Origin of the sequence: Anaerotruncus sp. 80 (assembly GCF_009936115.1) — a bacterium.
Taxonomy (GTDB): Bacteria; Bacillota; Clostridia; order Peptostreptococcales; family Anaerovoracaceae; genus Senimuribacter; species Senimuribacter intestinalis.
Genome location: NZ_QWES01000022.1, coordinates 34848 through 59749, shown reverse-complemented (window position 1 = coordinate 59749; position 24902 = coordinate 34848). Strand labels below are relative to the sequence as shown.

Genomic DNA, 24902 nt, shown 5'->3' with positions numbered 1-24902 from the left:
CAAAGCATAAGGTCTGCTTTACCAAAACAAGTTTTGGAGCAGGTGAACTCCATTATACGACTAGCGTCTTGCCACTCACTCTGCTCGTGGGACGCTAAAGCATAAGGAGTTTCCATCAATTTCCTTCGGAAATTGGGACAACTCCATTACCAGCACTTTGCGTCGTCGAACTCCTCAAGGGTTGGGTCTACTGGTTCTTCACGAAGCACGGTACGCATATAGCGATTGACTTCTGTCCGCATGTCCTGCCGAGACGCGTCCTCCGGTTTCATCAGCCCATGGGTCACCCAAATCAGATGAATGCCGCGCTTGCGGGCTTCCTCTTCAAAAATGCCGTGATACCCGCTCATGGCTTTGCAGCCCATATGCGCATACATAATAACCATATCACAGTTAAAATATTCGCAGTAGCGCCAAAGGGCCTCGACGCCCACTTCATAACCGCCGTTAGAGCGGTTGCGCATAATCATGTTTTCGTAAAGATGTGCCAGATCATAAATGGCTTTTTCCGGGTCTTCGGTATCAATCGGCTCCATAGAAACCAGACTGAGCATATCTGCCAGAGCCGCAATCCCCCAGCAGTTCTGCAGCCAAATCGGAAAAGCTGTATAATATGCCGCCTGTACACCCCAAGTAATAGCTCTATGTCTGACTTCCTTTGCCACAGGCAGTTTTTTCGCATAACCCTCCTGCGCCAAGGCGGTGATTTTGCGGTCAGTTTCCAGGAATTCCATATTCCGCCCGCCTGCAGCCTGATACACACCGTAGCGATAAAGAGCAAGATTGTCTCCAATGACCTGCGGATACGGTGTTCTGGACATTTCCAGCCATTCCTTTGTCAGCTCGCTCTCTGCGTTAAAGGTTTTCATAGAAGCAAAGAATGCGTTCCAGTCAAAGGTTTCGCCGGTATTTTCCTCTATAAAGCGAATACAGTTTTTAATCTCATCTGCCGCATAATCCTGCACACTTTCCTGGGTATGGCGAATGGGTACTGCCAGCTGGAAAGTCGGAATATTAAAGCGCATGGCTTCAATCCCGTTTCCCATAGCGCTGCCGTCGCAAGTGGTGTTGCACTGTACCGCACATTTGCCAATAAGAGGAAAATCGTCGTCGATGGCAAGACCAAGCTCCGCCGCCGGCATAGGACATACGTCTCCCGGAATGCCGAATCTGCTGGTTACGTCGATATAGTGAGATACGCCGGTCTGATTCATCATGGCGCTGGTATAAATAGATGGAACTTCTACCGACAGCCACCGCAGATTGGGAAATCCATTCATAATCTCACTCATCATATTTTCATCAAAGATAACAATGCGGTCGCTGAGTGCTTTGTCGTTGCCGATACGCGGGTCCGCCTTAAAAATCGTCTCTACCATTTCACACATATCAGTTACAATCAGTCCCAGACCGGTGTGTGCCATTCGAAGCTGCACATCTCGCATGCCTTCTGTATGTCTGTCAAAAAAATCCGGCACCGCCAAAAAATTGAGCATCCAACGATAACGGAAAAAGCCTTTAATGTTTCTTGGTTTTGCCGCAAACTTAATGAGAACTTTCCAGATTTTCAGCCATTGTGTATAGGCGTACCAAGTATCTTTAAAGCCACGCCACTCTCTGCGTTTTCTCGCTTTTTTTCCGTCATACAAACTGCCTAGCTTCCTGCCGCCTGCTTCTTTACTCATGTTTCGTCTCCTTTTGACCTGCCAGTTTCTTAATTTCTATACTTTCCACAAATGCCTGTATGCGGGTGCGCAGCTGCCCGCTTTGTCCTACAACATAAGGGTGGTCGATGGAAAGTACAGGATATCCATAGTCCTTACGCATGATGTGGGTCGCTGCAGCCTGCTCGTAGCCCCAGTAATCACAAAACTTCATATACTGGTAAATAATACCGTCCGCGTTGTACTCCTTCGCCAGTGCATCTATATAAGTTTTTCTCTCGCGAATTTTATCGGTGTTCATGTAGCGAGGACACTGCCCGTGCTCCATGTAATGCCTGCAAATACTTGTCAGTGGATCTTCTTCAGGTTCAATCACAATTTCCTCTCTGCCCGGAAGAGAGCCAAAGCAAAAACGATCCGCCGCCACATAAGCGCCGGCTTCCTCCGCCAGTTTAATTAGCGCCGGGTCGTCGATTTCAGAGCCAGCCATAACGACTCGCACGCGGTACGGAGACTTCTCGTCAGGCTCCCTGCTGTTCAATTCTTCCAAGGTTTCCGTCAGCTTTTCAACCAAAAGATCATGAGGACAGCAATAAGTAGCAAGGCACAGCACCGCAAACTCATAGCCGGTGATAACCGGATTTTCTGTTTTTCTAAAATCACCAATTTTGCGAATCAGCTCATTTATCTGGTTTTGTGCCTTTACCGCCTGAAACAGCGCAGCGTCAGATACGTCAATGCCAAAAGCTTCGTGAAGCGGAGCAAGTACCCGAAGACGCATTTGTTTTACATAGTGTTTCAGCGCAGTTTCATCTGCTTTCATAGGCACGTCTGCATAGGTGACAAAGAAATGTTCCTTGCTGCAAAGTCCCTGTTTTTCAATATTTTCTACGCACCGATTCATCTGTGCGCAAGCATCCGGGGTCAGCATGCAGTCGAGAAACTCATAGCCGCCTTCTAAAGCTCTTTCCAAATAAGCTCTGCACCCTTCGCAAAGTAAACTGGTCATATAGTAGGTACCCATTTCAATGGACCCAGTCCTAGGCGCACGAAGCCGCACAGCAAAAGTCCCCGACAAATTGAGCAGCACCTCCGGAATCAATGCGCAGACGCTGCCGATAGCGATATCTCCTCGGCTTTGTGCCTCACGCACCAAATCATTATGACTTTCCTCTAACAGTTTTTCAAAATAAAATAGATGTTTCAGGTCCTTCAAGTCTATACTCCTATCTGCTGCAATGCTCTGGCAGCGCCTTTTACAATTTCCGTATCATCTGGCAGATAGAATACGTTCTCTCCCGCCAGATCAAACTGGCTGAGTTTTCCATCTGCCATAATCTCTGCCAGAACAGGTAACTCATCTATGTGGATAGCTCGCTTGCTTTCCTCAGACAAAATTCTGTTGATGATAACACCAACTTCTTCATACATAACTAGGCGCTCTGCTACGGACTTGATAGTCTGTATGACCTGAATGCCTTTCCTGCTCGGATCGGTGATGAGAAGCAAATGCGTTACTTTCTCCATCACTCTCCTGTTAATCTGCTCAATACCCGCTTCTCCATCGATGACGATATAGTCGAACTCCTCTGACAGCAAGGTTATCACATCTTTCAAATATGTATTAATTTTGCAGTAGCAGCCCGCCGATTCGGGTCTTCCCACTGCGATAAAAGCAAATCCATCCTTTTCGGTCAATGTTTCAAAGATTTTATATCTGGCTTCCCCCAGCAGTTCAATTGCCGCTTTGGTCTGCCCGTCTTCCACAGTTTCCACCACCTCTATACGAATATCGTCGATGGTTTTTTCTGGCTGGATTCCAAGAGCCGTTGCCAGACCCACTGCCGGATCTGCATCGATAGCAAGAATCCGTTTGTCTGGATATTTTTTTGTTAAAACTTTAATCATCGCCGCTGCAACAGAGGTCTTTCCAACCCCACCTTTTCCTGCTACTGCAATGATTTTCGGTTGATGTTTCATAGATTTGCCTCCTTTTGTTACTCTTATCAGTATAGCACAGTGGATACAGAAAGGTCAAAGATTCCTTGGAAATCAGAGAAAGAAAAAGAACTGAAATTCCCTTACGAACATCATTTTGATCCGCTTGGATTTTCAGTTCTTTTATGCGCTTCATTATTCTTCATAATGAAGAGACCTCTTCTATACTTAGGCCTGTTAAAATCGAAATTTGCGCAACATCAATTCCTGCCTTTTTTAGTGTAATCGCAATACTTCTCCGCTGCGCATGCAGCTGCTCCTGTTGCACGCTCAACGCCTGCTGTTTAATGTCCAATTCCTGCTGCTGAACATCTAATTCCTTCTGTTGAATGTCCAGTGCCCGTTGTTGAATGTCTAATTCATCCTGTCGGGATTCAACTTCAGCTTCTTTCTTCTGTACATCAGCTTCCTTCTTCTGCACATCAGCTTCCTTCTTCTGTACATCAGCTTCCTTCTTCTGCACATCAGCTTCCTTCTTCTGCACATCAGCTTCCTTCTTCTGCACATCAGCTTCCTTCTTCTGCACATCAGCTTCCTTTTTCTGCATGTCGGCTTCCTTCTGAGCCAACTCCGCCTTACGCTTTTCCTCTACAAATCGCAGGGTTGCTAAAGCATGCTCTGTCTTAATCTGCTGTTCCCGCATCTCAAAGGCTATCTGATCCTCTGTTAATTCTTTAAACAATCTTTCCGCCATCGTAACAGCCTCCCCTCCTCGCTCTATTAAATCCTGCACATACATCTCCTGCGTCCGATCTCCTGCAAAAAGCATGTACGCTGCCAAACGCTCCAAAGGATCCATTTCCTCTATCGACTTATGCACATCCACTTTCTCAAGCTCCACAAAGTGAATCTCTGCAGTCTCCGACAGCCTAAAATGTTCCTCACTCTCCAAAAAGTAAAAGGTACTATGTAATTTCTTCGTTTGCGGGAGCACATTCCCCTTCACAATTGAAATTACAATACTTTTTTTCATTTTATCATAGTCTTCCCCTTTTTCCAATGATAAGTTAATTAATTTTCCACAGTAAAAAACAGAACGGTCAGCATAGAATTCCAAGTTTCCATTCTGCATTTCAATATCCAACAGCTCTCCCAGACTGGTTTGCGCCTTAATGTCCAAAACCGCACCCTTCATATAGGGTTTCTCCCCGTAAATGTATGGGTTCATAATCTGAATAGACTCTATCGGATCTGCCTCTCGTCCCAATATCACGTTGATAATTGCAATCAGTGCCTGCTTATTTTCCTCCGCATCCCTGGAGAAAATATAATGAAATACCCAACGTTCGCTGCGCTCACTCCTCCGGTTGCTTCGCAACCTACGCTGTCCGTTTCGCCTATCCAGCTAAAGCTGGGGCGAAAAGGCAGTCGTCATATAGATTAAAAAATCCTCTTCGTTTATTTTCAAATAGTGATTGTTTCTTCATGTCTAATACCTCCCTCATATGTTATCAACAAAAAAGAGGCAAAAAGAAAAAACAGCCAATATGACTGTTTAGATTGCAAATTCTTTTTTACCTCTATCCTATTTTAGCATAAAACTTCCCCTTTAGCAACTCCCAAAAATGGTTTATTTTCCCTTAATCTCTTGATTCTTCTTTTATTTTCCAAAATCAAATCATGAAAACACCCGCATAGAGATTTAGTCTCCATACGGGTGCTTTCTGTCAGTATATCTATTTTGTTTATGCGAAAGTAATAACTGTACCAGTTTTACCTTCTAATGCGTCAATAGCCTTATCAAGAGAAGTGATGATAGCTTTCTTGTTCGGATATGCTCTGACAAACTTCATCGCAGCTTCTACCTTCGGCAGCATGCTTCCAGGTGCAAACTGTCCTTCTTCGATGTATTTAACTGCGTCTTCCAGATTCAGGTTATCCAAATTCTTCTGATCCGGTTTATTAAAGTTGATTGCAACTTTTTCTACCTCGGTCAGAATCATCAGTACATCAGCCTCAACCTGTTCAGCCAGAAGTTCTGCTGCAAAGTCTTTATCTATTACAGCTGCCACACCTTCCATGGAACCGTCAGCATTTTCTACTACAGGAATTCCGCCGCCACCACAGGAAATCACAATAGATGTATCCCATAGTTTCTTTACTGCGTCGATTTCAACAATTTTTCTAGGAAGTGGGGAAGCTACTACTCTTCTGAAGCCTCTGCCTGCGTCTTCCTTCATTGTGTATCCTTTTTCTGCTTCTAAAGCTTTTGCTTCTGCTTCTGAATAGAACGGACCGATTGGTTTTGTCGGGTTCTGGAATGCTTTGTCGCTCTTTTCCACAACCATCTGTGTTGCAACAGTCAGAACAGGAAGATTTCTGCCTTTTTTGCTCAGTGCATATTTCAGCGCCTGCTGCAGATGATATCCGATGTAACCCTGGGACATAGCGCCGCAAACATCAAACGGCATTGCTGGGGTAACATCTTTTGCTGTCTCAGAAGCCAGCAAAATTCTGCCGACCTGCGGTCCGTTTCCGTGAACCAGACCGATTTCATAACCTTTGCAGCTGATATCTGCAATATATTCACAAGTTTTCTTAACAACTTCAAGCTGTGCTTCAGCTGTCGCTTCGCTCTTTCCGGACTGCAAAGCATTTCCGCCTAAGGCGATCACAATTTTCTCTGCCATATTGTAATTCTCCTAATACTCTAATTTTGTTCTACACTCTGTGTGCCTGTCAATACGCTAAGCATTACAGGTCATCTCTGTTTACAGGGCAAGACATACATCTTGGACCCCCTCTGCCTCTGGATAATTCCGCACTTGGAATTGTCAGTACTTTTACGCCCTTTTTATCGAGCAGATCGTTGGTTACATAGTTTCTCTCGTAAGTAACAACTGTGCCCGGCGCAATGCAAAGGGTATTGGAACCGTCGTTCCACTGCTCTCTCTGTGCAGCCATCATATCGTTTCCGCCGCAGCGAATCAGATCAACTGCAGGCAGATTCAGCACTTTGCCCAGAATGTGGTCTAAGGAATCTGTAACGGATTTGAAGTTTGCTTTTCCGTCTTTACCTAATGTGATTTCAAAGAGCTGCAGAGGTCCTTCGATTTCTGGATGAATGGTAAACTTGTCATAGTCAACCATAGTAAATACAGTGTCCAGATGCATGAACGCTCTTCTCTTTGGAATATCAAATACTAATACTCTCTTGAACGTAGATTTATTCAGCATGTTTTCTGCAAATCTTTCGATCGCCGGCGCTGTCGTTCTTTCAGAAAGTCCAATTGCAACGGTTTCTGAATTAAGAACCAGCACATCTCCGCCTTCGATGGAATACTCGTGGTCATAGTCGTACCATATCTGAGAGCCTTCTGGCGCAAAATCTTTATTGTGCAGGAACATGTACTTCAGAAGCAATGCTTCTCTTCTTCTGGTTAGCGTGCTCATATGGTGGATATTGATACCATTTCCGACACATGCGCCCGGATCTCTTGTAAAGTACAGATTCGGCATCGGTTCCATATAGAACGGATATGAAGAAGAAATAAAGTCTGCTAAAGACTTAGTCTGTACATCGATTTCGTCTCTCTTCACGCCCGCAATCAGCTTTGCCACCATGGATTTCTCATCCATGTTAATCAGATAATCGTAAATCGCCTCTCTGACGCCCATGGAATTCAAGTGACTTTCGTCTAAAAATTTGTTCAAAAACTCTGCCTTGACCGCAGGGTCTTTCAGCGCCTTTGCAGTTTCGTCCACATAATAAACAACTTCTACGCCGTTTTCTCTGAGAACCTCCGCAAATCTATCGTGTTCCTGCTGTGCAACTTTTAAGAAAGGAATGTCATCAAATAACAGTCTTTCAAAGTTGTCGGGAACAAGACCTTCTACTTCTTCGCCAATTCTATGAAGAAGTACTTTGTTTAATTTTCCTATTTCAGAATAGTTGTGAATTCCTGGTTTCATAATTCTTTCCCCCAAAATTTTCTTATGAGCCAAACCAAAAGATTCGGCATCCCTCAGGAATAAAACTGCCGCAAGCCGGAAAAGACCCGCGGCAGCAAGATTTATTGTCTTATAAAGATTCCGCTCCTTGAAGCAGAACAGAGCCACAAGGATAACGTATCCCTACGCTGTCCATTTTGCCTAGCTAAGCAAAGTCTGGGCAAAAAGATTAGCCGATTGTAGCAACGATAACAGCCTTAATCGTATGCATTCTGTTTTCTGCTTCGTCAAATACCACGGAGTTCTTGCTTCTGAATACTTCGTCGGTGACTTCGCGGATGTCGTAACCAGCTTCCATCTGGGTCTTTGCCATCTTTGTTTCAAAGTCATGGAAGGAAGGCAGGCAGTGCATGAACAGGCAATCCGGATTTTCGGTTGCTGCCATTAATTCTTCTGTTACCTTGAACGGAGTCAGCAGTCTAACTCTTTCTGGAATTTCTGCTTCTTCGCCCATGGAAGCCCATACGTCAGCATAGATGACATCTGCGCCTTTCAAGCAAGCCGGATCAGATGATACTTCGATAGTTGCACCAGTTTTCTTTGCAACTTCCTGTACTTCTGCGATAACATCCTGTTTCAGTTCTTTTGCCAGCTCGTCCGGTCCGTAAGCAACAAAGTGCATACCCATCTTAGCACAGCCGTACATCCAAGCGTAGGACATGTTGTTTCTAACGTCGCCACTGAATACAACTTTAACTCTGTTCAGCGGTTTAGCGCAATGTTCTTCGATAGTCAAAAGGTCTGCCAGAATCTGAGTCGGGTGGTCAACGTCGGTCAGACCGTTCCATACAGGTACGCCAGCATATTTTGCAAGTCCTTCTACAACTTCCTGGTCAAAGCCTCTGTATTCAATACCATCGTAGAATCTGCCTAATACTTTTGCAGTGTCTTCCATGGTTTCTTTCTTGCCCATCTGGGAGGAACTGGAATCCAGGAATGTAACGCCAGCGCCTTCATCCATTGCTGCCACTTCAAATGCGCATCTGGTTCTTGTGGAAGTTTTCTCAAACAGCAGAACAATGTTCTTGCCTTTCAAAATCTGATTGCAGATACCAGCTCTTTTCTTTGCCTTCAGGTCATGTGCCAGGTCAAGCATGTATCTGATTTCTTCTGGTGTGAAATCCATAAGTGTTAAGAAACTTCTTCCTTTTAAGTTTACTGCCATTGGTGTGTTCTCCTTTTCATTTCGTTAAAAATCGTTCATATCAGATAGTTTAACTCTCTTTACTAAAAATGATACTATATTTGTCAAAAAATTAAAGTACCAGCACTTTTATTTTTTAAAGTACCAGTATATTCCAAAAACTACTAAAATCAACCAACCCCGTGATTGAACCGTTTACAAACAATCAAGCATTGTTATTATACGTAAGAAAGCGCCGCCAGCTCAAATATCAGTCTGGCGACGCTTTATCGCAAAATCAAAAAATATCAGTTATAAGGAAGTCCTCTGCGCAAGGTTTGTAATAATCTCAATCAAATTCTCCATTCCTAGCTTGATTCGTGCCTTGGTTTCAAAAGAGTAATTAAGGCGTATGCAGTCTCTGCCGCCATTTTTGTTAGGATAAAAAATGTCTCCAGGCACGATAGAAATCCCGCAACGCGTACAGACAGCCGCAACCTCTTTGCCGTCTACACCTTCCGGCAGATGACACCACACATATACACCGCCCCGCGGTTTTTCATAAGAAAGCCCCAGAGGCACCAGCCGATCTAAGAATCCGCACATCAAATCCCGCTTCTCCCGGTTCAGTTCTGTAATGCGCCTTGCATTTTCATAAAATTTTCCACTGGTAATGTACTTGGCAAGCAGCTTCTGGGTAATCCAGTCCAAGGTCATTACGCGAATGGACACCAAATAACTTAGACTCTTAATCAGCTTTTCCGGCGCCACGACAAATGCCATGGAAAGTCCAGGAATAAAGGTCAGGGAGAAAGAGTAAATGTAAATTACATTTTCACTCCTATCCATAGCTTTCAGCGTCGGCATGACATCATCTTCAAAGGCTAACTCTGACGCAGCGTCCTCCTCTACGATAGGCAGTCTATACCGATTAGAAATCTCCAGCAGCTTTTTTCTTCGCTCTACCGACAAAATGTTTCCGGTCGGATCATGATAACTGGAATTGACATAGATAAACTTCGGTCTATGGGTTTCAATGAGCGCTTCCAAGTGATCGCAGACAATACCGTCCTGATCCACCGGCACTGTAACTGCCTTGCAGCCTGCCAGCTTGATCACCCGATAAACATCAGGCGATACCGGCTCCTCCACAATAACCCTGTCACCCTCTTTCAGCATAGCAGTTACAATAAAGTCCAGCGCCTGATTGGTTTCCGACAAAATCTGAACCTGATTAAGCCCAGCCTTAATACCTTTGGTACGCAGATAAGAGATCACCCTTTGCCGCAGTTCCAAATCGCCCTGATAAGGCGTCAAAAAGGAGGATTTTCCTCCCTGCTCGTTTAAAATCGCTGCAAAATCCGCCGCAAGATTCGCCTCATCATACACTGCCGGCGGCAAACCGGTGGCAAAAGAAATATTATTTGCATCGGAACTTCTCTGAAAAATCTCGTCAAAGGTTCGTTCCATATCCTGATATTCATCTTTAATCACCGCACTCCAATTAACCTTTTTACGAACATCCGGCTCGTAAAAGTCTTTACTTTGATAGGCAACGCGGTACCCTACGCCGCGAACAGACTCCACAATTTCTTCATCCTTCAGGGCAGTATAGGCTTTAATAATAGTATTTCTATGTACTCCCAGCATCTGGGCAAAAGCACGCTCTGACGGCAGCACAAAGCCGTCAGGCATTTGTCCGCTGATAATCTTTTCCTTAATCTGATCTGCTATCTGCCAGTAAATTGGCGTTCTGCTCTCCCTATCTACAACCACCTGCATGGATTAGAACTCCTTCTTCCCGTGAAACTGATAATAACACACCTCAAGTCTGCCATTGTAAAGCTTACGCCTGCGGTCTGCAGGTCTTCCCAAAGTCTTCGCCTCCAATTCCTTATCTGTAGTCACCAGAAATAGTGACCAGGTCGGATTTTCCTTAAAAAACTCGCTGTATTTCCGATAAATACTCTCAATTTGCTTCTTCTCACCGATTCGCTCACCGTAAGGTGGATTGGTTATAATAATGCCGCCGGTTTCTTTTGCTACGAGTTTCTGCATAGGCATCTGCTTAAATATGATGCAGTCATCCACACCCGCTTCGATGGCATTTTCCTTAGCGCTTGTGATAGCTTTTTCGTCCACGTCAAAAGCAAAGATCCGAAGCTCGCTGTCATAATTTATAGCGCCGAAAGCCTTTTTTCGCTCTTCTTTCCAGACTTTTGAATCAATCAGCTCCCAGCCTTCCGCCGCAAAGACCCGATTAAGTCCCGGCGCAATGTTTCTGCCGATCATAGCAGCTTCGATGGGAATTGTGCCGCTGCCGCAGCATGGATCTACCAGCAATCTGCCTTCACGCCAAAAGGACAATTGCACCATAGCTGCTGCCAGAGTCTCCTTGATAGGCGCTGCAACATCACGCACGCGATAGCCTCTCTTATGCAGACCTGCGCCGCTGGTATCCACCGTCAAAGTTACATGATCTTTCAAAATTGTTACTTTTACGGAGTATTCTGCGCCTGTTTCCGCAAAATACTCCGCCATATAGTATTCTCTGAGCCGCTCTACAATTGCCTTTTTTACAATACTCTGGCATGCAGGAACACTGTGGAGTTTTGATTTCACCGATGTCCCTGTCACCGTAAATTTTCCATCCAGGGGAATCAGCTGTTCCCAAGCAAGCCCTCTGGTCTGCTGAAAAAGTTCCTCAAAGGTCACCGCATTAAATTCCGCCATTTTAAGCAGCACCCTGTCCGCGCTGCGAAGCCACAAATTGCTGCGCACGATCGCCCGCTCATCGCCCAGATAGGTAATTTTTCCGTCTTCTGATTTCAGAATCTTATACCCTAAATCCTGTATTTCACGTTTTACTACCGCTTCAAGTCCAAAAGTTGCGGTTGCAATTAATTCCAATTTCATATGTATTCTGTGCTCCTGTCTTCATTCTTTTGCCGCCACGTCATCAGGTCTGCCTTGTGCGCTTGCCGCGCACGTCTGTATCGTCCTCAGATTGTCAAAAAAACGCTTAAAACCAAAGAATGAAAGTTTTTTGGCAATGCCACTAAGTCGTATAGGCATCATTTCTATGATACTCGTTTTTTGTGGTGGTGTAAAGCAAAATTGACGATATGATAAAAGACGCATCCCCTGAGTTTATGCTATTATGCGCCTATGATACAAAAATGCACTAAGAAAGAAGGGATTTATATGTACAAAATAAAAACACACCTTTTCGTATTCATTCTAAGCCTGCTGCTGGTAATCGGGCTTACGATGCTGCTCTGCCTGATGCCGCTGACACCGGCGCTTCAGCTTTTGTTGGGATTTATTGACGCAACCTGCGCTATCTGTCTAAGCCTCTGCCCTGCTGCCATCGCTAAAAAGCTAGGCTGGGAAGAATAAGATTCCGTTGACACAAACCGCTTGTTCCCAATATAATAAATACAATGAAATCTTTTATCCGAAACTCGAAGGAGGCTTTTTATGATATCCAAATATGGAATCTTCTGCAAAGTCATAGAGTGCGGCAGTTTTACCAAGGTAGCAGAGGAAATCAGCTACTCTCAAAGCGCTATCAGCCAGTCGGTCAAGTCACTGGAGCAAGAACTCGGCACTACCCTTGTGACCCGCGAAAAAGGTGGTATCAGGCTTACCCGTGACGGTCAAGGATATTTCCCCTATCTGCAGGAAATTTACAATGCAGAACAGTCTCTTGAACGAAAACATTCCGAAATGCAAGGACTTGAAAACAGTCTGATCCGCATTGGCACCTACACTAGTATCAGCCGATATTATCTGCCGCTGGTCATGAAAGCCTTTAAGGAAAAATATCCGACTGTTAAATTCGAACTGCATCAAGGTGACTATCAAGATATTATCCAGCAGGTCAAAAATCGCCAGGTTGATTTTGGCTTTACTACACCGAGTGCAGCTTCAGGCTTACCAATTAAGACATTCTACAAGCAGGAACTTGTTGCCATTCTACCTGCGGACCATCCATTAGCTGAGAAAAAGACTGTAACCTTAGCAGATCTTGCTACAGAACCCTTTATTATTGATGACGAAGGCAAGTTCAGTCTCCCGCTTCATTTTTTCTCAGAAGCAGGACTAACACCAAACATTGAGTTTCACCTTTATGATAACAACAGTATTATCATCATGGTTGAACAGGGACTGGGCGTATCTATCATAGATCGAGTATTCCTTGCCAATACAAGCGCTAATATTGTTATACGAGAAATCGAAGAAAAACCTACTCGTCTTTTATCTGCCTGCTGGCATAACTGGGATACGATGCCTATTGCCGCGAGAAAATTTCTCAAATTTTTTCTGTCGCAGCCGGAGTTTCAGGACACTCCTAAATGACCCCGTATTGAAATTCAGCTAACGAAAGGGGACAGTCTCATTTCCTTACTTTTGAGACTGTCCCCTTGCAGTAAAAATGATATTGGGCTAAAAAAGGTCCAAATCAAATGTCGGGATGAAGTTCAATCAGATTTAATCTGATTGAATCTGATTGAATCTGATTGGTATGCGGTAGTTCATGCTGCGGAGAAACCGGCGCGCCATAATCGCAGGATTTTTTTGTATATCCGGCGTTTACCCCATGGAAACCGCCATATTCAAAGCGTTTTTTTGTATACATGGCGCCAGCCATTCGCCAAACGCCATATTGGGATTCATTTTCTAAAAAACTGGCGTGCGCCTGCCGCCTGATACGTGCTTTTTTGATATTTTACTGTAGGATGCTAAAGTTTTTTCGACTATCTGAGCTGCATTTCTTTCTGCTGCCGCCATTTTTTCTAAAAAAGCTTTTCTATCTGGCACTTTCTCATAGGTCCGCGCCATGTATACAGAAATCAAGGTCAAATATGGCGCGTGACAAATCCTCGGTATAGCTTGATTCTTATTTTATTCCCGTACACAAACCTGTCAAGCTAACTGCTTCAAGCAAGCACTGGCCTAAAGCCGAAAAAAGCTGTCTCATTTTATATTGAGACAACTCTTCTCGATTTTTATGCATTTATTTTAATCCTTAAGATTTGGATTACTCCGTGACTGCAGTAAATTGCCCAAATTTTCTCTTGAAATCGGTTGAATTTCCACCATGTCTGCCAGTGTCGGACAGATAGCAAAAATGAATGCCATCATCCCATCAATTGCAGCGCTGTTTTTCTTTCGTTGTCATTATCATATCACAACTATTATATTAAGTAAAACGAATGATTCTTATTTTATCATAAGTATCACTTATGATAAGAGCACAAAAAATCCCGTACAAAGCTGCGCCGCAAAGAGGCGGTGCAGATCCGTGCAGGACTTTTGGATAAACGTGATTTACTCTGCAAATTGGGACAACTCCATTATACGACTTGTGCCTTGCCAATCACTTCGTTCTTGGGTCACAAAAGCATAAGGAGTTTCCATCAATTTTCTTCGCAAATTGGGACAACTCCATTATACGACTTGTGCCTTACCAATCACTTCGTTCTTGGATCACAAAAGCATAAGGTCTGCCTTGCCACTCGCGATTCCTCTCGTGGGGCAGAACCATTATAGATAAGGCGCTCTCCTATTGAGGGAATTGCCTTCCAGCGATTCCAGTTCATTGAGTGCTTTACCTGTGCCAATGGCAACACAAGAAGTCGGGTCGTCAGCAATACGCACCTTGATCCCAGTACGCGCTTCGATACGCTTGTCAATGCCGTAAAGCAATGCGCCGCCGGTGATGACAATGCCAGAGTTACTGATATCTGCAGCCAGTTCAGGCGGTGTCTGCTCCAGCACACTGTGTGCTGCTTCGCAGATTGTATGAAGCGGCTCTTCCAGCGCTTCCATAATCTCTTCGGAGCTAACTTCAACAGTCTTTGGAAGACCGGTTACCAAGTCTCTGCCTCTGCATTCCATCGTCATATTCTCTTCTCTTGGATACGCAGTACCGATAGTCTTTTTGATTTCTTCCCCGGTTCTCTCCCCAATGTACAGCTTGTGTACTTTTCTCATATATTTAATAATGGAGTCATCGAACTTGTCCCCTGCAATCTTAACGGAAGTGCTTGCAACAATGCCGCCAAGAGAAATAACAGCAATATCCGTCGTACCGCCGCCGATATCGATGACCATAACACCGTCAGGCTGTGAAATGTCAATACCTGCACCGATGGCAGCCGCAACCGGCTCTTCCATCAGATACACATCCTTGCCGCCTGCCTGCGTTGCCGCTTCTCTGACCGCTCGCTTCTCAACTTCTGTCACGCCGCTCGGTACGCAGACCATAATTTTAGGCTTGAAAAATCTGCCGCTGCCGCAGGTCTTTTTTATAAAATATTTCAGCATTCTTTCTGTAATATCATAATCAGAAATCACACCGTCGCGCAGCGGTCTTACCGCAATGATATTAGCAGGCGTTCTTCCAAGCATCTGTCTTGCCTCTTCACCCACTGCCAAAATATCGTCTGTATCCTTATTAATTGCCACAACAGAAGGCTCATTGAGCACGATTCCTTTATTTTTTATATATACTAAAACATTGGCTGTCCCTAAGTCTATTCCTACTTCACTTGCCATTTGCATACTCCTTTTCTCTAAAATCTACCTCTCCGCGATTATTTCTCTATAGCATTTGCAGACAAAGCCAACAATATACGCCAGTCAAATAAATTCTACGAAGAATCCAAAACGATATATGCAAATATTATATACAATTTTTGAAGTTTTTTCAATGCAATTGCACATATTTTCCATCTTAAGATTCATTAAGATTCTGCTGCAGCATTTAAAGGGCATATTTGTGCCTGTATTCCCTGAACATTTCCTTAAATGCAGGATCATCCATCGTCTTCAGTTTCCCCAAATACTGATGGGCAGCAAAGGACGATTGAGAAAGTTCAATTACTGCAACGCCAATATTTGAGCAGTGAGCGGAAACTCTGGCATAATTGGTCATGATGTCAGAAAGAACAAAGCCCTGCTGAATAGTGCAAACCCCGCTCTGCAGACGCGAAATATGATTTTGCTTCACCTCTTCTGCCAAATCTCCGATGACTTCCTCCAGCGGTTCCACCCTATATGCTGACTCCATATCATTTCCGTCAAACGCTATAATTGCAAGCCCCATAATCTCACGAATTGCTGCCGTAGCAGTTTCAAGCTCATGTCTGCCGCTTTCTGAAAGGACAAGTTTTTTCTCTTTCATTTCTTTTGCTGCTTCCATGATATGCACCGCATGGTCGCTAATTCGTTCAAAATCTCCAATCACATGAAGCATTTTGGATATAGAATTACTATCTGCATCAGATAAAGCACAGGCTGACAGCTTTACGAGATAAGAGCCAAGCCGATCTTCATAGATATCTGCTTCTTTTTCCAGCTTAATGACCTTTTGCGCCTTTTTCTCGTCATAATGAGAAAATAGTTCCATGGCATTAAGAATTGATTCTTTTGCGATATGTCCCATTTCTATGGTTATCTGTCCGCATTCCTGCACTGCAATAGACGGTGTATTTAAAAGTCTTTCATCAAGAAATGCAATTTCAGTCTCCGGCTCTTCCTTGATACTGCGTTCTGCAATCTTTACAAGAAGCTTCGTAAACGGCAGCAGGAGCAGCGTAGTTGTAATATTGAAAATACTGTGCACCACCGCAATACCCGCAGGACCAATTACCTCTGTCAGAAACGGCAGTTCTACCAGATAGTGAGCCACAAAATAGATAAGCAGACAAATGGCAGTTCCTATAATATTAAATGAAATATGAATCACTGCAACCCGCTTTGCATTGCGGTTTACGCCGATACTGGATATCAGTGCCGTTACACAGGTACCGATATTTTGACCCATGATAATAGGGATTGCCATTCCGTAGGAAATACTGCCCGTCAATGACAGCGCCTGCAAAATACCCACCGATGCCGATGAACTTTGAATCACTGCAGTCAATAAAATACCAGTTGCAATTCCCAGAATCGGATTGGTAAATGCGGTTAAGATTGATGTAAATTCCGGCATATCTTTCAAAGGGCTTACCGCACCACTCATAAAATTCATACCGTACATTAAGATTGCAAATCCTACAAGAATGCTTCCGATATCTTTCTTCCTGCTGTTTTTCGCACTCATCATCAGAATCACACCGATCAACGCCAGTACCGGCGAAAAGGATTCCGGTTTCAGTAGCTTTATCAGCACATTATCACTTTCTACACCGACCAGACTGAGAATCCACGCCGTAATAGTAGTGCCAATGTTCGATCCCATAATAACGCCTACGGTAGAAGCCAGTTCCATAATGCCAGAGTTCACAAGCCCCACCAGCATAACGGTTACAGCTGAAGAACTCTGAATTACCGCCGTGATACCGATTCCCAGAAACAGGCTTTTAAGCGGGCTTGCTGTCATCCTCTTCAAAATGCCCTCCAGCTTACCGCCTGCCAGTTTTTCAAGCCCAGATGACATCAGGCTCATTCCGTAAAGAAACAGCGCCAGTCCGCCGAGCAGCGAAATCAGCGAAAATATATCCATAAATATCCCTTCCTCTCTATCTCATATTCTGTTTAAAATTGTATCGAAATATGTGTACCAACGCCGAGTCTGCTTTCTATTTGAACCTGCGCCTCATGATATGCTGCGCCGTGTTTGACAATGGACAGCCCCAAACCTGTGCCGCCGATTTCTTTAGAGTGGCTCTTATTGACTCTGTAGAATCGCTCGAAGATTCGATCCAGTTCATCTTCAGCAATTCCAATACCGGTATCTGACACCGATACGGTTGGTCTTCCATCCTTTTCCATAACAGAAACCGTCACGCTGCCACCCTCTCGATTATACTTTATCGCATTGTCGCAGAGATTATAAATCATTTCTTCCACAACCTGCATGACAGCCTCAATATAAAGGGATTCTCCAATAAGTTTCAGCTGAATCTTCCTGTCTTCTGCGGCTTTATCCAAATGGCTCAGCACGTTTTGACAAAGCAGGTACAAATCAATCTGTTCTTTCTTTTCGGTAATCCGACCTTCGTCCAGCTGGGACAGTTTGATGATATCCTCCACCAGCATAATCAGCCTCTGCGCTTCATCATAAATTCGGCCGGCAAACCGAGGAATGTCCTCTTCTTTCACCATGCCGGCTTTTATAATTTCCGCAAAACCGCTGATGGAGGTCAGAGGTGTTTTTAGTTCGTGGGACACATTAGCAGTAAATTCTTTACGAAATTCCGCCTCCTTAGTCTTTTCGTCCACATCAGTCTCTAGCCTGCTAATTCTGCTGTCAAGAGCCTGCTTCTGTTCCGCAATACGCCGCACCAAAGGGCGCACCTCTGCATAAGTTTGCGCTTCCTGCGGATGTGCTAAGTCAATCTGATTCAGCGGTTCTACAATTCTTCTGGCAATCCTCGCCGCCAGCATGGCGGACAGCAGCACCGCCATGAGTAAAACAATCAAAATAGGCTGCAGCATGCTTAAAATCAGCGTAAAAATTGTAAACTGCACCTGAGAAACCCGAAGCACACTGCCATCGGACAACTTAACAGCGCAGTACATGGTTTTTTCCGCCAATGTCTTAGAGTAACGAACCGCTTCTCCATAGCCTGACTTCTCCGCTTCTTTTACCTCAGGCCTGTCTTTATGGTTTTCCATCTCCTGTTTCCCCGCAGAAGAATCGTATTCCACTGTTCCATCTGCGGCAATCAGAGTAATTCTGTGATTTTCCGCAAGGCTCAATCCGTCAAAATAACCAGTACCACCTGTTTCTAAGGCTTGCGCCACAAGGCGGCTCTGCATGCGCAGCTCCTGCGCATACTGCTCATTATACTGCAGATACAGTGCGCCTAAAATAAGCACCAGACATGATATCCAGACCAGGATTGCCACCGAAAAAATCCCTCTGAAAATTCTATTCTTCATCCTTTACCTCTCCAATTTTATAACCCAGCCCCCTTACGGTCTCGACGTAATGTCCGCAGGCGCCTAATTTCTGGCGCAATGACCGGATATGTACATCTACTGTTCTATTTTCTCCATCAAAGCCGTATCCCCAAATCCTGGATAGCAGCTGATCTCTGGTAAACACATGCCCTTGCTGCTTCATCAGCAAAGCGAGAAGTTCAAACTCTTTCAGCGTCAGCGCTGTCTCTGTTCCATCTACTGAAACGATGTGTTTTGACACAGAAAGAAAAAGATTGCCGATTCGATACTCTTCCTGCTTATCCAAAGCAGATGCTCTGCGTAGAAGCGCTCTGATGCGTGCAAGCAGTTCCATCATGCCAAAAGGTTTCGGCATATAATCATCTGCACCGTAATCCAGTCCAATCACTTTGTCATATTCCGTTCCCTTTGCTGTCAGCATCATGACAGGCATTCTGGCAGTTTTCACAGATGCGCGCAATCTTTTTAAAACAGATAGTCCGTCTTCTTCGGGCAGCATAATATCCAGCAGAATCAGCTGAGGAAGTTCCTGCTCCATCGCCTCCCAAAACAGAGACGGCACAGCAAACCCCTTTGCCGCATAACCTGCATTATTTAATGTATACAGCACCAGTTCACGAATGCTGTCATCATCTTCTACCAAATAAATCATCTCGCAGTTCTCCTTTGCTTCAAGTCTACTATAAGCCTGCTTAAAAAGCCAGAATTTTAATGTTAAATTCATGTTAAGTTTTCCCGCAAAACCAGAAAAGATACAAAGCCAAGTTTCAGTTAAGTATTGACTTATTCTCTTGCGGCGATATACTAAAAGTATCATAACTTAAAATAATAGTTTATATCCGTTCCATGATTTATCATTATATAAATGCAATTTTAGACAAGGCAAGAAAAGGAGGCACCCATGCAAATCATCCAATACGAAGTTTTACTGAAAGTCTTAGAAAGCGGTACATTGACTTCTGCTGCTGAAGAACTTGGCTATAGCCAGTCGGGACTGACACGCATGCTAAATTCCCTAGAAGCAGAACTCGGCTTTCCGCTTTTAGTTCGGGATCGCCGCGGCGTGCGTCTTTCTGCGGAAGGAAAATTGGCTCTGCCCCATATTCAGGCGCTCCTCAATGAACAGCGCCGCCTGCTGCAATGTGCCGCAGAAATTAAAAATCTGAACTTAGGGCTGATTACCATCGGTACCTTCAACAGTGTATCAGCACAGTGGCTGCCTGGTATCATCAAAGAATTTACAGAGCTGCATCCCGGTATCCGTTTTCAGCTGCTGCATGGAAACAACGATGAAATTGTAGAATGGGTACAGAATAATCAGGTAGATATCGGATTTACTCGCTACCCTACCGCCGAAGATTGCTGCGAAGTATTTCTCTATCAGGATCCTATCGTCGGCGTATTTTCTGCAGAAGCCCCGCAGGTAAATCAAACATATTTTTCTTTAGAAGAGTTGAAAACACTTCCTTACATTGCTTTAAACGAAGGCGTTGACGATGAAATTACAGAAGTTCTTACGCAAAGCGGCATTACCCTTAATCCTGCCTTTATCGAAAGCGACGACCATGCAGTCATCGCCATGGTAGAACAGGGACTCGGTACCAGTCTGATGTCCCAAATGATGCTCCGCGGTTTTGACAGAAAAATTATTGCCGTTCCTTTAGCCCCGCCCAGATACCGCCAAATCGGTATGGCATGCAAAGATCTCTCTCTGCTGTCGGCTGCTGCCGCAGATTTCTGGGCTCACATACAAAGATGGACAGAAAAACTCTAACCTCTGATAGGCTTTGGTCCAGCTGCCTCCCGTTTCTTTCTATTGATTGGCAACCACTTTCCATCAGCGGCTTTATAATCTGAATTCTTTTGCATATCCCTTCTCTTCCCTGCATATATTGGTTCTAACTTGAGTTTAAGGAGCGGTGTTTATTATGAAGGATTACATAGAGGAGAGAGTACTTTCGCTGGCCAACTACATTATTTCGACCAATTCGACAGTCAGAGCCGCTGCAAAAGAATTCAAAGTCAGCAAAAGTACTGTACACAAAGACGTTACAGAAAGGCTGCAGGAAATCAGTCCTTCGCTTGCCGCACAGGTAAAAACCGTACTGGACGTCAATAAAGCCGAAAGACATATACGAGGCGGTCTTGCCACCAGAGAAAAGTACAGTCATCAGGATGAATAACATAATTGGATAATCTTTTAAATCATGCCCACCCTTCAAAAGGGTGGTAAAAAGCCTAAATCCCTGTTAAGGGATTTAGGCTTTTGTCTACAGTCAGAGCAGGGATTTCCTGCTTTTTTATTATTTAATCTTTAAAACAAATCACTATGTGAGCCTGTTCGGATTAGTCTTAGTTCTAATGTATCCTGCACAATTTTATAGACTAATAACCAGTCCGGTTGAATATGACACTCTCGCATTCCTTTATAGTGCCTTGAGTTAACTAACGCATGATCGTGATAGGACTCCGGTAAAGGTTGTTCATTTCGTAAAAGATCTATTACTTGAATCATTTCTTTAAGGTCACAACCTCTCTTAGCTGCCAACTTATAGTCCTTTTTAAATTGTGCAGTAAATTTGACATTAAGCATTCAAAGCCTCCATCAAATCTTCCATATTATCATAAGGACCATAAACTTCTCCATTTTCAGCTGCTTCCATTGCCGCATAGGTAGTATCATTTGGTTCTACAACTTTTACCGGAAAAGGTAACCCATGGTGCATTAGTGCCTGCCGGAAAAAAAGTCCTGTAGCTGTACTTAAATCTAATCCCAAGGTTTTAAATAACTCATCTGCCTGCGCCTTTAGCTCTGGCTCAATGCGTAATGTTAAATTACATTTCTTCGCCATAAAAACACCTCCCTTGATATATTCTTATTATATGCTTATTTCTATTATATTTCAAGTGCATTGCACATAAAACGTTCCTCTTGCTCACCTAGAACACGTCCCATAATTAAAATTTCACCGCTGCTGCGATAAATTCTCTGAACAGCGGATGTGCATTATTGGGTCTTGACTTAAATTCCGGATGATACTGGACGGCGACAAAGAACTTTCTGTCTCTCAGTTCCACTGCCTCTACCAGTCTGCCATCAGGGGAAGTGCCAGCTATCGTCATTCCCGCTGTCTCCATTTCCTCTCTATAAGAATTATTGAACTCATATCTGTGGCGATGACGTTCGCTGATTTCAGATGTGCCGTAGGCTTTTTCCAGCACAGTGCCCTCCCGGATTTTGCAAGGATAAGCGCCAAGACGCATAGTACCGCCTTTAGGAATATTACCCTGCTGATCCGCCATCAAGTCGATAACATTGTGGGCACCGTTTTCTGCAAATTCTCCTGAATCCGCATCAGAGTAGCCGAGAACATCTCTAGCAAATTCAATTACTGCCGTCTGCATGCCAAGACAAATGCCAAGGTATGGCACATTCTTTTCTCTTGCATATTTTGCTGCCTGGATTTTACCTTCAATACCACGATCACCAAAACCGCCCGGCACTAAAATCCCATCAACATCGCCTAATACCAATTCTGCGCTTTCACAAGTTACATCCTCCGCATCAATCCACTTGATATTGACGCAGGCATCATTCTCATAACCTCCATGGCGCAAGGCTTCAGCAACAGAAAGATATGCATCGTGCAATTTTACATATTTACCTACCAGACCGATAGTCACAGACTTGCTTCTGTTCTCAATCCGTGTCAGCATTTTGTTCCAGTCTTCCATCTCACATGGACCAGCGTTAATTCCAAGCTCCCTGCAGACGATCCAGCTGAGTCCTGCCTTTTCCAGCATCACAGGAGCCTCATACAAAGTCGGCAGAGTCATATTTTCAATGACGCAGTCCTTTTTCACATTACAGAACAGTGCGATTTTATCGACGATGTCCTGGTCTACCGGCTCGTCCACCCGCATTACGATGATATCCGGCGAAATCCCCAGCGCACGCAATTCCTTAACCGAATGCTGAGTCGGCTTGGACTTGTGTTCACCGGAGCTTTTGATATACGGCACCAAGGTCACATGAATAAAGATGCAATTCTCCTTGCCCACTTCCAGAGAAACCTGACGAATCGCTTCCAGAAACGGCTGGCTCTCAATATCCCCTACAGTTCCGCCAATTTCAGTAATAATTACATCGGCTAAAGACGTTTCTCCAACATTGTAAATAAACGATTTAATCTCGTTAGTCACATGAGGAATAACCTGTACAGTGCTGCCCAGATAATCGCCATTTCTCTCCTTGTTCAGCACATTCCAGTAGACTTTTCCTGTAGTCAGGTTGCTGAACCTATTCAGGTTTTCATCGATAAACCGCTCATAATGTCCCAGGTCCAGATCCGTCTCAGCACCATCTTCAGTGACAAAAACCTCTCCATGCTGATAAGGGCTCATGGTGCCCGGGTCGATATTGATATAAGGATCCAGCTTCTGTGCCGCCACCTTCAGGCCTCTTGCTTTCAAAAGCCGACCTAAGGACGCCGCCGTAATTCCCTTTCCAAGTCCGGATACAACTCCGCCTGTCACAAAGATATATTTTTTCATAGCTACACTCCTTCCAAAAAAACAAAACGCAAAAACTAAAAAAAATAAGGCATCCGGCTTTTTAGTGAGAAGGATACACAAGATCCCGAAACTTTCTAAAGTTCGCCATCTTCTCCTTATTTCTGTTATGTCTTTGCGCAATTTATAAAATAATATTACTGAAATATTATACGACTTTTACAGGAAAAAGTCCAGCAGTTTTTTTATAACCGCGCGGTCTTCTTCCTTTCAGCCATATATAAGGCGGCTCTCAAACAAAGTCTAATTTTATTACATCAGAAACAGCTGCGCCGATGCGCCCGAAAACTTTTTCCCGCTCTGATAAAGATAAGATACTGCCATAGACTTGATGCCTTTGCGAAGGATATTTGCTCTATGCCCCGGAGAATTCTTCCACTGCTCGAAATATGCACGTGCTGCTGCAACCGGATCATTAAAGGAGTTGGAGCGCCATGCCAAATTTTCGCCGGTGCCGTTATAGTCAAGATTCAGCTCCAAATCTGTGTAGACGGAATTGAAAGCAGCTTCTTTTCCATATTTATTATAGCGCATGTGTCCCATCTGCTTATATGCCCAGGCTTCATATGCACGTATGTCTGTTGCCGCCTGAAGGTGATATGCGTACTTCAAAGAATTCAGCCCATTCTTTTTTCTCAGGTCATTGACCAGTCTGAGCATTTCCTTCTGGTAGGCTCTGTCAAACTCAGTTCCTACCGTTACCAAGCAGGATGTGGTAACGCCATTATGCGCTTTTGCCGTAATCCTTACAATCCCTTTTCTCTTAGCAGTGACCTTGCCCGAGGTACTGACTGTTGCAACCGTACAATCGGAGCTTGACCAGCGGACAGTTTTAGCCGGCGCCTTCGCACTCACCGTAGCCTTCAGTACAAAGGAGCCGTTTCCATAAAGGCTCTTCGTCTTTCTGCTGAGAGAAATCCTTGTGACTACGCCGGTTTTAGCAGAAACATTGCTGCTAAATGCTGAAACCTTTCCAGAATCAACTGCACGAATCTTGTACCTATAAGTTGTATTTTGGGATAATCCTGTAAAAGTCACTGCTGTTTTTTCAGTAGTACGAACCCTCCTCCAAGTATTCGATTTGGTATTACGTTGATAAATCTGATATTCTTCCGCACCACTTACTTTTTTCCAGGAAACTTTGATGGTATGCGTTCCTGAAGTGATTGCTCTCACAGAAGTCGGCGCCTTGATTTCTGCCTGCGGATACATTGTCGCCCCTTGTTCGGATTCTGCTGCATAGGTCACCTGACCTGCTGTCATAATGACAGTGAGCACTACACAAAGAGTTAAAACAAAAGTTCCGAATCTTTTCATCATTTTCTTCCTCTCTAAAACTTTTAATATCAATTCTTTTTGTATTGCACTACAGTTTTTCGACAAAAAAAATAGCCGTACAACGTGCCAAGCTATCATTCTCCAATTAAACAATTCTGTTAACTGTAAAGTACAACTGGCTATCTTGTTTCTTGCAAGACCCTATAGCTTTGCGTCATCGCTTCACAACGATTTTGCCTTTAAAATTACTTTTTTACAATAACATATTTAATACGCTTTGTCAATAGATTACATGCATTTTTCGGTTATATTTTCACTAAATCTTCACTTTTATTATCAGGACATATTTGCGTTTTTCAATATCCTTTCAGTTTTAACTCCATACATATTCTAACCCG

General features: G+C 44.0%; 22 protein-coding genes and 1 riboswitch. Of the genes, 4 read left to right on the top strand and 18 right to left on the bottom strand.

The annotated features are described in order from the left end of the window. Positions 1 to 146 precede the first annotated feature (146 nt). The 9 genes from D1155_RS11840 to D1155_RS11800 form a co-directional block, all read right to left on the bottom strand. Positions 147 to 1685, bottom strand: a complete 1539-nt coding sequence (locus D1155_RS11840; RefSeq protein ID WP_160202622.1) for a 2-hydroxyacyl-CoA dehydratase family protein — start codon at positions 1683 to 1685, stop codon at positions 147 to 149. Continuing rightward, positions 1678 to 2880: a 2-hydroxyacyl-CoA dehydratase family protein gene (locus D1155_RS11835; protein ID WP_160202621.1), complete on the bottom strand. Its 1203-nt coding sequence runs from the start codon at positions 2878 to 2880 to the stop codon at positions 1678 to 1680. The genes D1155_RS11840 and D1155_RS11835 overlap by 8 nt, the downstream gene beginning before the upstream one ends. Positions 2881 to 2882: 2 nt before the next feature. After that, positions 2883 to 3644, bottom strand: coding sequence for an AAA family ATPase (locus D1155_RS11830; RefSeq protein WP_160202620.1), 762 nt, complete (start codon positions 3642 to 3644; stop codon positions 2883 to 2885). A gap of 160 nt (positions 3645 to 3804) precedes the next feature. Next, entirely contained in the window at positions 3805 to 4980 is a 1176-nt protein-coding gene (locus D1155_RS11825; protein ID WP_160202619.1) for an Rpn family recombination-promoting nuclease/putative transposase, read from the bottom strand. A gap of 367 nt (positions 4981 to 5347) precedes the next feature. Next, positions 5348 to 6292: a carbamate kinase gene (gene arcC / locus D1155_RS11820; protein WP_160202618.1), complete on the bottom strand. Its 945-nt coding sequence runs from the start codon at positions 6290 to 6292 to the stop codon at positions 5348 to 5350. A 64-nt stretch (positions 6293 to 6356) separates the two neighbouring features. Next, positions 6357 to 7574, bottom strand: a complete 1218-nt coding sequence (gene arcA, locus D1155_RS11815) for an arginine deiminase (protein WP_160202617.1) — start codon at positions 7572 to 7574, stop codon at positions 6357 to 6359. Positions 7575 to 7782: 208 nt separating this feature from the next. Next, positions 7783 to 8778, bottom strand: coding sequence for an ornithine carbamoyltransferase (gene argF, locus D1155_RS11810; RefSeq protein ID WP_160202616.1), 996 nt, complete (start codon positions 8776 to 8778; stop codon positions 7783 to 7785). Between the two features lie 270 nt (positions 8779 to 9048). Continuing rightward, positions 9049 to 10518, bottom strand: a complete 1470-nt coding sequence (locus D1155_RS11805; protein ID WP_160202615.1) for a PLP-dependent aminotransferase family protein — start codon at positions 10516 to 10518, stop codon at positions 9049 to 9051. A 3-nt stretch (positions 10519 to 10521) separates the two neighbouring features. Continuing rightward, entirely contained in the window at positions 10522 to 11652 is a 1131-nt protein-coding gene (locus D1155_RS11800; protein WP_160202614.1) for a class I SAM-dependent RNA methyltransferase, read from the bottom strand. Between the two features lie 288 nt (positions 11653 to 11940). Between D1155_RS11800 and D1155_RS11795 the strand changes: the two genes are divergently transcribed. Together D1155_RS11795 and D1155_RS11790 are read left to right on the top strand one after the other, a co-directional pair. Beyond that, the gene (locus D1155_RS11795) at positions 11941 to 12135 is read left to right on the top strand and encodes a hypothetical protein (RefSeq protein WP_160202613.1); all 195 of its coding nucleotides are present in this window, start codon (positions 11941 to 11943) and stop codon (positions 12133 to 12135) included. An 81-nt stretch (positions 12136 to 12216) separates the two neighbouring features. After that, the gene (locus tag D1155_RS11790; protein WP_160202612.1) at positions 12217 to 13098 is read left to right on the top strand and encodes a LysR family transcriptional regulator; all 882 of its coding nucleotides are present in this window, start codon (positions 12217 to 12219) and stop codon (positions 13096 to 13098) included. Between the two features lie 103 nt (positions 13099 to 13201). Here the strand turns inward: D1155_RS11790 and D1155_RS11785 are convergent, their stop codons facing one another. From D1155_RS11785 to D1155_RS11765, 5 genes are all read right to left on the bottom strand, one after another. Further along, positions 13202 to 13378 (bottom strand): hypothetical protein, encoded by a 177-nt coding sequence (locus D1155_RS11785; RefSeq protein ID WP_160202611.1) that lies wholly within the window; start codon positions 13376 to 13378, stop codon positions 13202 to 13204. Positions 13379 to 14286: 908 nt separating this feature from the next. Continuing rightward, positions 14287 to 15300, bottom strand: coding sequence for a rod shape-determining protein MreB (gene mreB / locus D1155_RS11780; protein WP_347560995.1), 1014 nt, complete (start codon positions 15298 to 15300; stop codon positions 14287 to 14289). Between the two features lie 208 nt (positions 15301 to 15508). After that, positions 15509 to 17251 (bottom strand): Na/Pi cotransporter family protein, encoded by a 1743-nt coding sequence (locus tag D1155_RS11775; protein WP_160202609.1) that lies wholly within the window; start codon positions 17249 to 17251, stop codon positions 15509 to 15511. A gap of 32 nt (positions 17252 to 17283) precedes the next feature. Next, the gene (locus D1155_RS11770; RefSeq protein ID WP_160202608.1) at positions 17284 to 18633 is read right to left on the bottom strand and encodes an ATP-binding protein; all 1350 of its coding nucleotides are present in this window, start codon (positions 18631 to 18633) and stop codon (positions 17284 to 17286) included. Beyond that, positions 18623 to 19306, bottom strand: coding sequence for a response regulator transcription factor (locus D1155_RS11765; protein ID WP_160202623.1), 684 nt, complete (start codon positions 19304 to 19306; stop codon positions 18623 to 18625). The genes D1155_RS11770 and D1155_RS11765 overlap by 11 nt, the downstream gene beginning before the upstream one ends. A 249-nt stretch (positions 19307 to 19555) precedes the next feature. Here D1155_RS11765 and D1155_RS11760 point away from each other — a divergent pair, with 249 nt between their 5' ends. Both D1155_RS11760 and spoIIID read left to right on the top strand, forming a co-directional pair. After that, the gene (locus D1155_RS11760; RefSeq protein WP_160202607.1) at positions 19556 to 20428 is read left to right on the top strand and encodes a LysR family transcriptional regulator; all 873 of its coding nucleotides are present in this window, start codon (positions 19556 to 19558) and stop codon (positions 20426 to 20428) included. 154 nt (positions 20429 to 20582) lie between these two features. Then, complete coding sequence (spoIIID, locus tag D1155_RS11755) at positions 20583 to 20837, top strand: sporulation transcriptional regulator SpoIIID (RefSeq protein ID WP_160202606.1); 255 nt, start codon at positions 20583 to 20585, stop codon at positions 20835 to 20837. A 131-nt stretch (positions 20838 to 20968) separates the two neighbouring features. Here the strand turns inward: spoIIID and D1155_RS11750 are convergent, their stop codons facing one another. From D1155_RS11750 to D1155_RS11735, 4 genes are all read right to left on the bottom strand, one after another. Next, entirely contained in the window at positions 20969 to 21247 is a 279-nt protein-coding gene (locus D1155_RS11750) for a type II toxin-antitoxin system YafQ family toxin (protein WP_160202605.1), read from the bottom strand. Next, the gene (locus tag D1155_RS11745; RefSeq protein ID WP_160202604.1) at positions 21240 to 21506 is read right to left on the bottom strand and encodes a type II toxin-antitoxin system RelB/DinJ family antitoxin; all 267 of its coding nucleotides are present in this window, start codon (positions 21504 to 21506) and stop codon (positions 21240 to 21242) included. The genes D1155_RS11750 and D1155_RS11745 overlap by 8 nt, the downstream gene beginning before the upstream one ends. Positions 21507 to 21612: 106 nt before the next feature. Further along, on the bottom strand, positions 21613 to 23208 hold the full coding sequence (locus D1155_RS11740; protein WP_160202603.1) for a CTP synthase: 1596 nt from the start codon (positions 23206 to 23208) through the stop codon (positions 21613 to 21615). Between the two features lie 270 nt (positions 23209 to 23478). Continuing rightward, on the bottom strand, positions 23479 to 24546 hold the full coding sequence (locus D1155_RS11735; protein ID WP_160202602.1) for a CAP domain-containing protein: 1068 nt from the start codon (positions 24544 to 24546) through the stop codon (positions 23479 to 23481). 125 nt (positions 24547 to 24671) lie between these two features. Further along, a riboswitch (cyclic di-GMP riboswitch) is annotated at positions 24672 to 24752 on the bottom strand. Positions 24753 to 24902 lie beyond the last annotated feature (150 nt).